Annotated in this window: 7 protein-coding genes and 1 pseudogene; all 8 read left to right on the forward strand. The window is 48.1% G+C overall.

Translation table 11 applies throughout. The features are described 5' to 3' along the window. The first annotated feature begins 677 nt into the window (after window positions 1-677). The 8 genes and pseudogenes from GX364_02600 to GX364_02635 all read left to right on the forward strand — a co-directional run bounded on the left by GX364_02600 (window position 678) and on the right by GX364_02635 (window position 15,290). Window positions 678-4,097 carry a DUF3883 domain-containing protein gene (locus tag GX364_02600; GenBank protein ID NLI69741.1) on the forward strand — a complete coding sequence of 1,140 codons (3,420 nt, stop codon included), beginning with the start codon at window positions 678-680 and terminating at the stop codon, window positions 4,095-4,097. 17 nt (window positions 4,098-4,114) lie between these two features. Further along, a complete protein-coding gene (locus GX364_02605; GenBank protein ID NLI69742.1) occupies window positions 4,115-5,524 on the forward strand; it encodes a hypothetical protein in 1,410 nt (469 codons plus the stop codon). A gap of 12 nt (window positions 5,525-5,536) precedes the next feature. Continuing rightward, window positions 5,537-7,714, forward strand: a complete 2,178-nt coding sequence (locus tag GX364_02610) for a DUF87 domain-containing protein (protein ID NLI69743.1) — start codon at window positions 5,537-5,539, stop codon at window positions 7,712-7,714. 60 nt (window positions 7,715-7,774) lie between these two features. Next, window positions 7,775-10,735 carry a DUF1156 domain-containing protein gene (locus GX364_02615; protein ID NLI69744.1) on the forward strand — a complete coding sequence of 987 codons (2,961 nt, stop codon included), beginning with the start codon at window positions 7,775-7,777 and terminating at the stop codon, window positions 10,733-10,735. A gap of 42 nt (window positions 10,736-10,777) precedes the next feature. Continuing rightward, window positions 10,778-10,909, forward strand: a pseudogene (locus GX364_02620) (DUF1829 domain-containing protein). Between the two features lie 61 nt (window positions 10,910-10,970). Further along, window positions 10,971-13,760: an ATP-binding protein gene (locus tag GX364_02625; protein ID NLI69745.1), complete on the forward strand. Its 2,790-nt coding sequence runs from the start codon at window positions 10,971-10,973 to the stop codon at window positions 13,758-13,760. 72 nt (window positions 13,761-13,832) lie between these two features. Continuing rightward, window positions 13,833-14,552 carry a hypothetical protein gene (locus GX364_02630; protein ID NLI69746.1) on the forward strand — a complete coding sequence of 240 codons (720 nt, stop codon included), beginning with the start codon at window positions 13,833-13,835 and terminating at the stop codon, window positions 14,550-14,552. A 216-nt stretch (window positions 14,553-14,768) separates the two neighbouring features. Continuing rightward, on the forward strand, window positions 14,769-15,290 hold the full coding sequence (locus GX364_02635; GenBank protein NLI69747.1) for a hypothetical protein: 522 nt from the start codon (window positions 14,769-14,771) through the stop codon (window positions 15,288-15,290). The last annotated feature ends 249 nt before the right edge of the window (window positions 15,291-15,539 follow it).

Here is a 15,539-nt window from a genome sequence, read left to right on the forward strand (position 1 = left end):
GCGGATTCAGCAGTGGATGAATAATTATCCAAGAAGGATGTTCGGATACAAAACAGCCAATGATATTTATATGGCAGCTTAGTGTGATTGGTAAAATATGGTGGGCAATTAAACTTGCAACTTACATGATGATACAGATAATAATAAAAATATTGACAAAAGGGATAGACTCTTGAAAATTTTTTTCATTGGATCCTCCTCTTGAAAATATTTATAATCGGTGCAGCAATTCATGAGCCGCTGCAATTCACTCCAATTCCTGTCATTTACCACCCCCGGTGTGTAACTATGGTTAATATAACCCCTTCCTGATTTAAACATCACTGGGTTGATCCACAACATAATACCATTATATACCATCTGGTGCCATTGTTTTTTGGATACCTCGGGGCAAAAACATGAAAAGTCGGCGGTAATGGAACGGATGATAGCCGCAAATCTCTTTATAATTTATGTCATTTTTATACCATCGCTTATTGCTTCATTTCGTTTTCCCGGAACAAATCGTGAGACCGGGACCACCAAACCTGGTGCGATAAGTTTGTCGTATTGTGTTATGTAATAGAAGGATATTCCTGTTAAATATCTAATTTAAGTAGAGGAGTAGGTATATTCTGAAATAAAAGGCTTGCGTGTTTGCCTCGGTGCAATTGTCTATGAAGGGTATGGTTTCCAATATGTCGGATCAGAAAAACCCCCGTGCAGGTCAAATCCTTGAAGGGAATTTGTTTGACGAGCCCATGCGTGTTGAAACCGCCGAACGGGGCGGAAACAATGCCTGGATACTTGGTCTTGTAGGTGTGCAATCGGAACACTTTCGCCGGGTTACTCTGAGTGAGAACGATCTTGCCGGACTCACTGTTACTGAACCAGGCTTTACATATACTGGGGACGGCCAGTTGTTACGTCTGGGTTTACAGGCATATGCTCTGGGTATAGCTTATGAATATGACCCCTACTTCGGACTTTCCATCTCCCGGGTAGACCCCCTGCCTCACCAACTTGAAGCAGTTTACGATTATCTTTTAAAACCGGCCCGGATCCGTTTCCTGTTAGCTGATGATGCCGGTGCTGGTAAAACCATTATGGCGGGTTTGCTTATTCGTGAACTGCAGCTACGTGGCCTGGCCGAACGGATCCTGGTTGTCTGCCCTTCAAACCTATCTTTCCAGTGGCAGCGGGAATTGAAGGAGAAATTTGATGAAAAATTTATCGTTCTTAAGGGGGCCAATATCCGCGACCAGTTTGGGGTTAACCAGTGGCTGGAGCAGAACAAGGTGATCACCTCCCTTGATCTTGCCAAGCGTGAGGAAATCCTGCCCGGTTTAAAACAGGCGCAGTGGGACGCGGTGATCATTGATGAAGCTCATCGTATGTCCTGGACCCCGCCATCTCGCAAGACCGCCCGTTATGCCCTGGGGGAAATCCTTCGCGACACATCCGACCATATCTTGATGCTCACAGCAACACCGCATAAAGGTGACCCGGAGAACTTCACTCTTTTTCTGCAGCTCCTTGATCGCGATGTTTATGCAGACGTTAAATCCATTCATGAGGCGATGGAACGGCGCCATGCCCCTTTCTATTTACGACGTACCAAGGAGGCCATGGTTTATTTCCCCGAGCGTCAGAAGGATGGAACCTGGGCGGCAAAGAAAATTTTTACCAAACGCATTCCCCACACCGTTGATTTTAAAATTGACGGCGCTGAACATGCACTTTACCAGGAAATAAGCCGTTTCGTGAAGCAACAGAGCGCCAGGGCCGCCGCCCAAGGTGACAATCCGCGGGCCCGTGCTGTCGGTTTCCTCATGTCTCTTTACCAGCGTAGACTGGCTTCCAGCACCTACGCCATGCGCCATAGCCTTGAAAATCGGGCCCGCAGGCTGGGTGAGGGTTTGAAGCGAGCCCGGGAATTGGCTATGACTGCCCCGCCGGAGATCCCCAATCCGGATGAGATGGAGGAGATGGAAGATTACGAACGCGAAAAGCTGGAAGAGCTGCTGGAAGCGATTACTTTAACCAGAAACGCTGATGAGGTTCGCAAAGAAATTGAAGAGCTGAAAGAATTGGCATCGCAGGCCCTGGCCGTTGAGGAATCTCACGTCGAGGCCAAGCTTTCAAAGTTAAATGATCTTCTACACCAGAAAGGCTTCTTTGATGATCCCGGGCAGCGACTGCTCATATTCACCGAGTTCAGGGATACGCTGAACTATCTGGTAGACAAACTCAAAGGGTGGGGGTTCAAGGTGGGTTTCATTCACGGTGGTATGAAACCCGGTTCCCGTGACGAGCCCGGCACTCGCCTTCATACCGAGCAGCAATTTCGGGAAGGGGCCATCCAGGTACTGGTGGCTACAGAAGCGGCCGGGGAAGGAATCAACTTGCAGGTTTGTAACATCCTTTTCAATTACGACATTCCCTGGAATCCCAATCGGCTGGAACAGCGGATGGGTCGTATTCACCGTTACGGTCAGCGCAAGGATTGCCTCATCTTTAACTTCGTGGCGACCAATACATACGAAGGACGTGTTTTGCAGCGCCTTCTGGAGAAACTCCAGGAGATCCGCGATGCTTTGGACGATGATGCTGTATTCAATGTTCTCGGCGAAGTACTTCCTTCCGCCCATATGGAACGCATCCTGCGGGATTATTATGCCGGCAAGCTTAGTGATGTGGATCTCGAAGAGAGGCTGCTGGAAAATGTGGATGAAAACCGCTTCCGGGCGATCTGCCAGACCGCCCTGGAAGGGCTGGCTTCAAAAAAGCTCAACCTGGAAATGCTGGTAGAGCGCCGGGCCCGAGCCCGGGAGCACCGTCTGGTGCCGGAAAGAATGGCCCGTTTTTTCCGCGAGGCGGCGGGTTACGTTCCCTTGATCCTGCGATTTGTCAAAGAGATGCCCCACACCTTTGAGCCCGAACGAACGCCCCAAGCCCTGAAACGTTTTGAACGGCTGCCGGGCTGGAAATTGCCGGGCCTTGCCATCCGTTATCCACGGTGTTCCATGGATCGCGATACGGCGGAAAAACATAATCTGGAGTGGGTTACGCCCGGCCATCCTCTTTTTGAGGCGGTGCGCAGGCACACCCTGGATCGGGCATCTGGGGACTTCGAGAAAGGTGCTGTCTTTTACTCGCTTGAGAACGAGAAACCATCAAGGATCGATTTTTACAGGGCCCGGGTGGTGGATGGATTGGGTAAAGCTGTTCATGAACGTCTTTTTGCCGTGGAACAGGCCGGCCCAGGCGAATGCCATTTGCGTGAACAGAACGTTCTTGTGAATTTCACCCCGGCGAAGAGCCCCGGCAATCTGCCGGATGTGGCACATGCACCCGAACCCTTGACCTGGCTCCATGAAAAAGCACTGCAGCCTTTTCTTGACGAAACGCGAGCCGAACGTGTGGCCGAAGTAGAACGTGTTGCCCGTCATGTGGAGCTATCTCTTGGGGAATTGCTTCTAGGAGCCGATGAAGAGATGGGCAAGGTTCACGAAGAGAAGACCAAGGGTATTTCCGGGGCTGAAGGCCGTCTGGCCCAGGCGGAGAACCGTCATGCGGAACTTTTAGCGCGGCGTGACCGCCGCCGCAAGGAGTTGGCACAGCAACGTTCTCTTACCCTGCAGGCTGTGGAACGCATCGCCTCGGTTCTGGTGCTGCCTCATCCTGAACGTGAGGCACCCGATGTGCGCGGTATGCGTCCCGACCCCGAAACAGAGATGATCGCCATGCGGGTGGTCATGGAATACGAGAGAAACCTGGGCCGCCGGGTTTCCGATGTCCACGAGGATAACCTGGGTTATGATATCACCAGTCTTGATCCTGATTCCGGCGAACTTCGCCTGATAGAGATCAAAGGCCTGGCCGCTTCCACCGGAACGATCCTGTTGACACCCAATGAACGACGCGTGGCCGAAGACCGCCGCGACTGTTACTGGCTATATATAGTTACCAATTGCGCTGCTCAACCTGTTATGCAGGAACCGATTAAAGACCCGGCTCGTTTCCCCTGGCATGAGGTGACCAAGGTACAGCATTACTGGCTCGAAGTGGATGCCATGACCAGGCCGATGCAGGTGAGGGAAAGGGATGAAATATAAAAAGAGGATGGGTGACAATGTTTGACTTCAATGAACTCCTTCAAAAAGCGAGACTAGAGATTGGCGGCAATGATGAATTAATTGATTTTCATTCTGCAAGTCATAGTCAAAATGAGGGTGATGGCCATAAGGCAATAACCGACTGGAGTGGACTTGTCGCTGATATCCAAATAAAAACAGGTTCACTCATAAAAACTGACACATTATCGTTCTTGTTGGGTGCTGGTGCGTCCAGAGATTGTGGTGGTATTTTAATTAGTTCCGTACCAATAGAAATTGAAAGTAGGCTTCTTGCTGATGGAATATATGGGCAGAACCCTGCTAGAATACGTAAGTGGTTAACATATTTCTATTTTGCTGTAAAGGAGGTAAGCCAAGACGATGACGTTCCTATAACACGTGATGAGATATTAGAACGAAGGGTTTTAGTTCAACGGGCTTCATCCGAAGTATTACCATTAAGAGCCAATTTAGAATCTGTAATTTCTGTCCTATACAGGTGGAGGAGCGCCATTCCTGAATCGGGTGGCCGCCTAATAAAAAAATATGATGCTGGTCCCGTAAGATCTTTTGAGTTGGATTCGTGCATTCTCGATGTATGCATTAAACGTTTAACCAAAACCTTAGCGGGGTGTTGCCAACTTCCCCTTCCGGGAAAAGACAGAGGTTTGCTAGTATACAAAAAATTCATTAGAAAAATACTTACCCGACCTCTAAATTTAAAAAGAGCTAATATTTTTACACTTAACTATGATACTCTTGTCGAACAAGCTGCGGATACAGAAGGAGTAATTTTAATAGATGGTTTTGTTGGTACCATACAACGTATTTTTCACCCTGAGTCGTACGAACAAGATCTGTATTTCCCTGCTGAAACAACAGAAGGTCGTGTACATCGGCACGATCGTGTGATTCAATTGTACAAGCTTCACGGCTCGTTAACATGGGAAGCCACTGAATCTAGTATAGACAACCCTTATGGTCTTACGTCGAAAACTGGATTATCTTCCGATGGTTGGCCTATTATTATTTATCCTACACCAATTAAATTCACCGAAACCCTTGGCATGCCATACGCAGAACAATTTCGACGCTTTTCTAGGGCAATAATACGCCCGCAATCAACTCTTTTTTCAATTGGATATGGATTTGGTGATGAACACGTTAATTCCATAATAAGACAGGCCTTAACAGTGCCAAGTTTTACATTTGTAATTGTGGATCCAAACCCAAAAAGTGATTTTGTTAGATCACTTAGGGCGCAGAAAGATAAGCGTGTATGGGTGTTTTCGGGTGAAGTATTTGGTACTTTTTACGGTTTTGTCGAACATGTATTACCTGATTTGCGTGATGAAGAATTAAGGCGCCAAATAGTTGAAACACAGCGTGCAGTAATACATTCTAGAACGCGCAGTAATAAATACTAGGAGGAAGATAGTTTGATAAACGATTTTGAAATTGGTAGGGTTGTAGCTGTAGACACAGCACAAGTAACTATAGAGCTAAATAAAGATATCCGCGCATTGTCTCGTAATACGTTTGAAGGTGTACAAGAGGTCGGACGCATCAATTCATATATAATTATACCTGTTGGTGCACAGAGGCTTGTGGCAATTATTACTAGAGTGGTTATAACGGAAGAAGCAGAGCTTAATATTAACCGTACTATGGTGACACTCCCCGCTTCTCGGCGTATCATGAGAGCAACTTTGGTTGGCACTGTTGATGGCAATACATTTAATCAGGGCGTTTCGTTGTTCCCAATATTAGACAATCCTGTTCTATTACCTTCAAAACAAGATCTTGATATAATTTTTGATCAGAAAAACGTTGTTTCTGTTGATCTAACCAAACCAGGATATTGCATACCCATTGGCCAGTCAGTCCTTTTTAAAGATCGCAAAATACACATTAACCCAGACATTTTTTTTGGTAAGCATGCAGCAATCCTTGGTAGTACGGATTCTGGCAAATCATGCACCATTGCATCTTTATTACAGTCTATTTTAGCGCGCAAAGAAATTAAAAGAACCACTTTTATATTGCTTGATACGAATGGGGAATATCAGACTGCATTTCAGCAAAAAAAGGAAAATGGGGACTGGGAAGATGCTGTAGGGAAAAGGTGTCTATATATACCTACTGAATCGGGCAATAGATCGAATCGTTTAGTAATACCTTATTGGTTCTTAAATTCTGAGGATTATGTTCGATTATTTCAAGCTAGGAAGGGTGTGCAAAGGCCTGTTCTGCTTGAGGCATTAAGACTAGCTAAGTGCCCTTCTCAACCACAAGGGGAAATTTTTGAATTACGGCAAATATTACTGAAAGAATTGCATCGTCTCTTATCCCGATCACAGATGACAGGAAACATTTCGGTTGAGGTTGAGGATATTGCAGAAGGTTGTTATCGATATGTAGAGTCGAGAATTGAAGACGTAAAACTGTTGCTTGGCACTTATACTGACGGACTTAAAAATGCTCTAAAGGAAATAGCATCAAATTCTAGGAGACATGTTGGTGAACCAGATGGTCGTCGTTTTCCAAAACCTCTGCCACTCGATATACAGCAGCAAATCCGAGTTAGTATCCAACATTTTATTAATTTTCTTATTGGTAACAACGAATCAGATTCTCCCAAGGCGGTTTCTGCTGATAGCCCCTTGTATTTCAGCAAAGAAGCCTTTAAATCCGATTACATTGAAAAAGCAATTCGTAGCGAAGAAACGGAAAGTGCCAAAGCAAGGGATTATTGTGGCACAATGCTAATGAGGATCTACAGGATCTTGGAGGACCCAAGATTTGAATTTATGTTTGGTAATGCGGGTGTCGATTGGCCAAACCCATTGCACTCACTTGCTACGTTCCTAAGGGATATTATTGGACTTGCATCAGGAGAAATTGGCTTATCGGAAGAAGATGATGTTGCACCTAATATATTTCCATATTATGATCGTCAGCGAAATAGTGCTGGACATAACCATGTGGTAATTCTAGATCTTAGCTTATTGGCTTCAGAGGCCCTTGAGAATGTCACTGCATTAATAGGCCGTTTGATATTAGAATTTCTTCAAAGAATGGGGGAATATTGCGGTGATGACTTAAGGGGTTCCTTACCAGTCGTGCTGGTTCTTGAGGAAGCACAGAATTATATCCGTGAAGGACGTTACGCGGAAGAAGATACTATTTCACGTGATGTATTTGAACGGATTGCCCGTGAAGGAAGAAAATATGGTTTGAGTTTGGTACTGAGTTCACAGCGGCCAAGTGAACTTTCGAAGACAGTACTTTCGCAGTGCGGAAGCTTTATTGTTCATAGATTACAAAACCCCGAAGATCTACGGTATTTTAAAGATATTGTTCCAGGGGTTTACGAAGGTTTGATGGATCAACTTCCTGCACTAGCGCCTCAGTCAGCGCTGATACTTGGAGAATGTGTACGTGCACCAGCACTGGTGAAAATTAAGGATGCGTCACCCCTTCCACATAGCCGTAATCCTAAATTCTATAGATACTGGGTTTCTGATGTGGCTCCAAAAATACCTGTGGAGGAAATCTGTTGTCAATGGGAACTTGGAAAGTGGGATGACAGGGACAGTAACAATATAGAAGATTAGAAACTAAAATTCATCTATATTTGGGTAGCCAAAAATTATATAGTTGGGAGTTCAATTATGATCCCTAAAGAATGCAAACGTTTAGCCGAAGTTGATTTTCCCATCGCTGTAGTGTCCAGGCATTCAGCGCGGGAGAAGTCGATACGTCATGGGCATCCCTCCACGCTGCACCTGTGGTGGGCGAGGCGGCCGCTGGCAGCATGCCGGGCCATGTTGTTGGCCCTGCTGTTGCCTGACCCCTGTGATTCGCATTGCCCGGAAGAATTTAAAAAGGAGGCGCGCAAACTGCTGCCGCAGTTGATCGGCAATATAGGGTCTGAAGATATCGCATTGAGAAAAGCCATCCTGAAGTTTATCGGTGACTTTGCCAATTGGGACAATGCCGGGAACCCTGTATTCCTTGAGGTGGGTCGCGGTCTGGTCAAGGCGGCCCATCCCGGAGAGAACCCACTGGTGGTAGATCCCTTTGCCGGAGGTGGTTCCATCCCGTTGGAAGCATTGAGGCTGGGCTGTGACACCTTTGCCAGTGATCTGAATCCCGTGGCCTGTCTTATTTTAAAAGTTATGCTTGAGGATATCCCCCGGCATGGGCCGGAACTGGCCGATGAACTTCGCCGCGTTGGCGCAGAAATCAAGGAGAGGGCGGAGCAGGAGCTGGCCGAACTTTATCCCCAAGATCCGGATGGAGCTACACCCATTGCTTATATCTGGGCAAGAACAGTGAAGTGCGAATCGCCAAATTGCGGTGCGGAGATACCGCTGGTCCGCTCTTTTTGGCTCTGTAAGAAGAGAAATCGAAAAATAGCGCTGCGGCACAGGGTTAAAAAGAATATAAGTCCACCATTTGTTGAATTTGAAATTTTTGAACCGGAAACTGACGCAGAGGTTCCCCAGGCTTCTGTATCCCGCGCGAGGGCAGCCTGCCTTTGCTGCGGCACTATCCTACCTCCTGAGCGGGTACGGGCCCAGCTAAGCGAACAAAAAGGTGGTGCCGATGTCATATTCGACCAGAATGGCCAGCGTATCGGCGGTGCACGCCTGTTGGCGGTAGTTACTTTGCGGCAGGGTGAACCAGGGCGCTACTACCGCTTACCCGAGGAGCGGGACTATGTAGCGATAAAAAAAGCTAAGGAATGGCTGGCAGACATACTATGCGATTGGGAGCAGGGTGGCAAACAAGGTTTTTGCCCGGTGCCGGATGAACCATTACCTCTCATGAGTGGGACATTTAATGTACCCCTTTATGGAATCAATACTTGGGGGGATCTGTTTACGGCAAGGCAAAATATAGCGCTGGTAATATTTTCGCAAACCATGCAAAAATATTTTGATAGCAATGTGTCACGCTTAATTTTGTTGCAAATAAGTAAAGGTGCGGATGGGAACAGTTCACTATCCCGGTGGATGGCTGGCTATGAGAATCATGTTAATACCTTTTCTAGGCAGGCGCTACCCATTGTTTGGGATTTCTGTGAGGTGACACCTTCTTGTAGGGGCAGGGGGGTCTTCTTGGGTGCTATTGACAATGTTGCAGATGTAATAACAAGGTCTTGCCTACTACATTTAGGCCAGGTTTTATGTTCTACTGCAATGGAACATCCATTGCCTGATGCCACTTCGACTATCTGGTTTACTGACCCACCTTACTATAATGCCATTCCCTATGCTGATCTTTCCGATTTTTTTTACGTTTGGCTTAAGCGTAGTTTGCCGGGACTTCCTTTGTTTCAAAATCCTCAGGATTCTAAAAATACCCTCACGCCAAAAGAAAACGAACTCTGTGAAATGGCTTGTTGGGACCCTGTTCGTTATGCTGATAAAGATAAGGATTTCTTTGAGAAAGGTATGCGAGTAGCCTTTGCCGAAGGGCGCCGTATATTGTGCGATGAAGGTATAGGCTCTGTTGTCTTTGCTCATAAAACTACAGAAGGTTGGGAGGCTTTGCTCACCGGGCTCATCCAGGGTGGTTGGACCATCACGGGATCGTGGCCTATCGCTACAGAGATGGGCTCACGCCTTAGAGCTCGTGATTCCGCTGCTCTGGCCACCAGTGTCCACCTTGTCTGCCGCCCTCGACCTGATGATGCTCCTGTCGGCGATTGGGGTGAGGTGCTGCGTGAATTGCCGGAGCGGGTGGGGCACCGGATGGAATACCTGCAAGAACAGGGTGTCCGCGGGGCGGATCTGGTCTTTGCCTGTATCGGGCCGGCACTGGAAATATTCAGCCGTTACTCCATGGTTGAAACCGCAGCAGGTGAAGAGGTCAAGCTGGATGAGTACCTGGAGAAGGTATGGGAAGTGGTCGGGCGTATCGCCCTGGAGCAGGTGCTGGGCACAACTGAAGCCCGGGCCCGTAACAGCGCCGCCGGCGCGCTTGAAGAGGATGCTCGTCTGACCGCATTATTTCTTTGGACCATCCAGAGCACCACCGGGCAGAATGGCAAAAACGCCGAACTAGATGAAGATGATGAAGCCGATGAAACTTCAGCCGCCTACGCCAGGGGATTCAACCTGGTATTTGATGTGGTGCGCCGCTTTGCCCAGCCCCTGGGGATTGACCTGCCCAGGTGGGAAAACCGGATCATCAGAACTGAAAAAGGTATTGTCAGGCTACTGTCCGTCAAAGAACGGGCCGAACAGCTTTTCGGTGAAGAAGGGATTTCCTCTGCCGCGGAATGGATCGAGGAGGACCTGCAAACAGGCATCCAACTGGCGCTTTTCCCGGAGACTGGAAAGGGTCGCATACCCATGATCAAGGGACGGGGACGCCGCAAAGCTGCCCTGGATCTTTCAACATTGGAAAGTGTTAGCAGGGAAGAGGTGACCACCCTGGATCGGATTCATGCCGCCATGCTGCTTCAGTCCGGCGGCCAAGCCAATGCTTTGCGGATCCTGGTCAAGACCGAGGTTGAACGCGGCCCCGATTTCTTGCGGTTGGCCAACGCCCTTTCTGCTCTTTATCCCCGGGGCAGCGAAGAGAAACGGCTTCTCGATGCCATGTTGTTGGCTGTGCCGCGATAAAAGGTTGTGGTAAAATGTACAAGCTGAAGAGGCGAAAAATTTGAAGCTTATGCTTTCCTTAATGATCAGCACAAGAAAGTTGCCGGTGATATGATAGAAGCGCTTGAGGCTTACAAGGTTGTTCCGGCGTTATGGTCGCAGAAGGAGAGGTACGCGGAGGCCTTGGTTGGTTAAAGGGCTGTTCATTCAGGATAGATCAGATTATTCAAGCAAATAAAACCGAGGTGATTCTTTCATGGAACCATGGTACAAAATAGCTACACCGCGCAAGGAGGTCCGGGAGGGGCGCTCTTTCAATCCGGATGAATTTGCCATCCATCTGGAACAGGTTGTTACCGGAAGTGCACCCGAAGATTACAGGGAACCCGAGCAGTTTTTTGCCCGCACCTTCTTTACGCGCGCCTTGCGTGAACATACCGGGATGGCACTCAGGCGCCTGGCCGGCGAGACTGCGAATACAGCTCCGGTGATGACCCTGGTTACCCAGTTTGGCGGCGGCAAGACTCATACCCTGACAGCACTTTACCATCTGGCGACAAAAGGTGTAGCCGCACAGGAATATCCGGGTGTGGCCGATTTGATGAAAGAAGCTGGCTTGAGCAGGATGCCCGGGGCACGGGTAGCGGCCTTTGTGGGCAACGCCTGGGATCCCCGGGAGGGCCTCGAGACGCCCTGGATCGATCTGGCTTACCAGCTCGCCGGGGAAGCCGGGGTTGGTGAACTCGGTCCGGCAGCTCGGACAACCCCACCGGGAACTGAAGCTCTGGGCAGGGTATTCAAAGCCGCGGGTGGACCGGTGCTGATACTCTTTGACGAGGTGCTGAATTTCCTGAACCGTTACCGGGAGATGGCCGATCCTTTCCATTCTTTTGTCCAGAACCTGACGGTGGCCGCTACCGGCATCGCCAATTGCGTTGCTGTGATCAGTCTGCCTCGCAGTCAGGTAGAAATGACTGACTGGGATATGCAATGGCAAGAGAAGATTACCAAGGTGGTAAGACGCGTGGCCAAGGATCTGATTGCCAATGATGAGACTGAAATCAGTGAAGTGGTGCGGCGCCGACTTTTTGATGATCTGGGCAGCGAGCGGATTCGCAGAAATGTATCCAGAAAATATGCCGAATGGTGCTTCGAGCGTCGGGCACAGCTACCTCATGAATGGACTGCCGTGGATAGCGCCGTTACCGAGACCAGGGCCAGGGAATTCCTGCAGGGTCGGTTCGAGGCTTGTTTCCCCTTTCACCCGGCAGCGCTATCTGTTTTCCAACGTAAATGGCAGGCCCTTTCACAGTATCAACAGACCCGCGGCACTCTGGCCATGCTGGCGCAGTGGATCTCCTGGGCATATCGGACAGGCTTCCGTGAAGCTCGGCGTGAGCCGCTGATCACCCTTGGGTCTGCCCCCCTGGAGGTGCCGGATTTTCGCAGTGTGGTGCTGGGGCAGTTGGGCGAATCACGGTTGGTTGCCGCTATAGATTCGGATATCGCCGGCGATCATTCCCACGCCCGGGCACTCGATGCTGATACCAGTGGGCCGTTACGCAATATTCATCGGCGGGTCGGCACGGCGATATTTTTTGAATCCACGGGCGGACAGGTGGACAAGATGGCTCATCTACCAGAACTGCGCTTTGCACTTGGGGAGCCGCGGGTGGATACATCTTCCGTGGATAATGCTGCCTTTGCACTGGAAAGCAAATCATACTTTTTCCGCCGTGTCGGCACCGATGGTTTTCGGATCAGTTATCAGCCAACTTTGAAAAAAGTGGTCAATGACCGGCGTGCCTCACTGGACAGGGAAACGGATATTGTGCCTGCCATGCGTACCCTGGTCAGGAAGGAATTTGAACGGGGGGCAGATATTCCACTGGTATGGTTCCCCTCCGACAGCGCCACGGTGCAGGATACGCCCAGGTTAACCCTGGCGGTTGTTGACCCGATATCGGAATGGACCGGGAACGGGTCCATACGGAAACAGATCGCGGAATGGACCAGGCAACGCGGCAATTCGGATCGGCTTTACCCGGCCGCTCTGGTCTGGTGCCTGAAAAAGCCGGGACGTGAATTGCAAGAAAAGGTAGAGCTATGGCTGGCCTGGAAAACAGTTCAAAAGGAAATTACCGAGGGCACAATAAGTGGTGAATTCGACCGTTCCGACCTGGCGGATATCCAGGGAAATGTAGCGGCAGCCGGGGCTGCCGCCGAAGACGAGGTCTGGGGCGGCTATCGTTATGCTGTAATTCTTGATCGAAACGAGGAAGACTGGCTCAGAGTCATAGACCTTGGGGCGGGCCATTCCAGCAGTGGAGAAACTTTGGCGGGCCGCGTGATCACAGCGCTAAAATCCGAAGGCTTGTTGAGTGTTTCTGTGGGAGCGGGTTACATTGAACGCAATTGGCCCCCTGCCTTGAGGGATTCCGGCGCCTGGCCTCTATCTAGCCTGCGGAAAAGTTTTCTTGATGGTTCGTTGATCCGGTTGCCCGATCCGGATGCAACCCTGCGGCAAAAAATTATTGAGTTTGTGGAGCGGGGCAACTTTGGTCTGGCTTCGGATCGGAAGCCAGATGGCAGCTATGGGCGGATCTGGTTTGCCGAACAAATTGGACCGGAGGAGGTCAGTTTTGAACATCAGGTGTTTCTATTGTCCAAGGACAAAGCCAATGACTTGAAGGCATCTCCCGAACCTGGCGGCGAAACTATACTGCCGCCTGAGCCAGGACCATCACCGCCAATAGAGCCGGGGCCAGTCCCTGATCCGCCCGTTGACCCCTTACCGCCCGGTGCGAAGCGTACCTTCCATATTTCGGGTGAAATACCCCTGGAAGTATGGAACCGTGTCGGCATAAAGGTAATCCCGAAGCTGCGCAACGGCAGCGGCTTACGGGCCCATGTATCTTTTGTTGTTACTGTTGAGGAGCGGCAGGCCGATAATTTCCAGGCTGAACTTGAACAAATACTTGCCGACCTGGACCTTGGTGCAAGAATTAGAATTGAAAATGGCAAGACAGAAGATCAGGATATTTAACATAGGGTATAGATTTGGTATGGCTTGTCTTGTGTTACTTTTTAATTGTTCGCTTGCCAGGAAAGGTAAGAAATGGCGCGTAAGAATGAAGCAGAAAGACTATTAAAAGATGGTTTATACCCATCCCTGATTGCCAAGGAAATGGGAATTTCGGCCAGTACGGTTATACAATATCTTCGTACGCAAGTCGGTGAAGGCTCGCTTCGTCTGTCGGATTTATTTTTTTCCTGGTCGCCCGAGAAGCGAGAAATATTACAGCAGGCCGTAAACGCTAATTACCAAGATAGAAACCTCCTACTTGTCGAGAACGAGTTATGTCCCGAGGAATTATATTTATTCATTAAATTACGCAACCGCCGTACTTTTGCCGGCGATATGTACGAGTACGTATCCGAGACAGAAATTATAATCCATGAATTGGTTAGCAATATCTTGCAGAGAGAATTTGGAACGGATGAATCCTGTTGGTGGCGTAAAGGTATCCCTGTTAAAATTCGAAAAAAATGCGCTTCACTTCGGGAAGAGGATGAAGAACCATGCGGGTTTCCATATGCCTACACGAGCCTCATTGATTTGGCAACTATCATCTTAAAAAAATGGGCTTTGTTCAAAAATAATGTTCCAGCCAGGTACACTTCAAACCGCAAACAGCTCGAAAGTGATTTTGCACGTCTAAACCGGATTCGCAATGCGGTGATGCACCCTGTCAAGGAACGAAATTGGACGGAAGAAGATTTTGAATTTGTGCGTGAGGTTTTCGGGTTGTTCAAAGAAATTGATGCAAGTAAATGAAGAATAACTGGAGTATTGCGGATATTATTCAAACAAGTCACGAGGCCTGCGCAAAAAGGTTACTGCCGATATTGAGCCGGTTTCGCCTTGATCGAAGCGGTGATCTAGATCGAGTAGAATTTCGCAGGAAGTAGGCCTACTTGATTAAAGATATTAAATCAGTGATTGTTGCTTCGGTTATTGAGTTGCGGACAATTAAAAAGGGGATGTTTAGGCATGAAGAGTTTGGTTGAATCTGTTAGAAAAGCATTGGAATCAGAAAATTGGCATGGTGCGCTGTTTATCGCTATTACTCTACCAGACATATGTGGAAAAATTGATAAGGAAAATATGACCTCACGGAAAAGGTATGTAAATTGGTTTGACAAATATCTGAGAGATACATATGTAAAAAGGGTGGGTTCGGAAAAAGAGGAATTTGTATTTTTAAGTGGAGATGATTTATATGCATTAAGATGTGCAATGTTGCATGAAGGTTCAACTATTATTGATGGGCAAAGTGCTAGAGACGTATTAAATAACTTTGAGTTTTCTTGGAACAGTTCGCATCTTAATTTTTTATCAAAAAACTATTATAGCGGTAAAAATAGACTTGTTTTAAATGTAGGGAAATTTTGTGAAGAAATCTGCAGTGGAGTAGAAAAGTGGATGGATACTACTAATTATTTTGAAGCTACAAATTTGGTTATTCGAACAGCACCATTTACAGTTGATGGAATTACTTTCGGTGGCAATTAAAGGGTAATTGAAATTGACCGAGTGGTATTGCGCCCGAAGGCTAAAGAGATGTTAATTCACCGTATGGTGCATGGGGAAAAGGTGAGACAGAGTCGCATGGCTGGAAGAAATATGTGGTAATATAACATGCTCTATGATATCCAGTTGGAGAAGGTTGGTATAATGAAATATATTACTTATAGGTTATTTTCTAAAATAATGTATTGCATATATAACCTATGGGTAATATAATGGATGTGAAAGTTTCAA

The sequence above is a fragment of the Bacillota bacterium genome (assembly GCA_012518215.1).
Classification (GTDB): domain Bacteria; phylum Bacillota; class Dethiobacteria; order DTU022; family PWGO01; genus JAAYSV01.

Coding starts and splice junctions, on each gene's coding strand:
- GX364_02600 (NLI69741.1), top strand. CDS start 678: ATGTCGGATCAGAAAAACCCCCGTGCAGGTCAAATCCTTGAAGGGAAT.
- GX364_02605 (NLI69742.1), top strand. CDS start 4,115: ATGTTTGACTTCAATGAACTCCTTCAAAAAGCGAGACTAGAGATTGGC.
- GX364_02625 (NLI69745.1), top strand. CDS start 10,971: ATGGAACCATGGTACAAAATAGCTACACCGCGCAAGGAGGTCCGGGAG.
- GX364_02630 (NLI69746.1), top strand. CDS start 13,833: ATGGCGCGTAAGAATGAAGCAGAAAGACTATTAAAAGATGGTTTATAC.
- GX364_02635 (NLI69747.1), top strand. CDS start 14,769: ATGAAGAGTTTGGTTGAATCTGTTAGAAAAGCATTGGAATCAGAAAAT.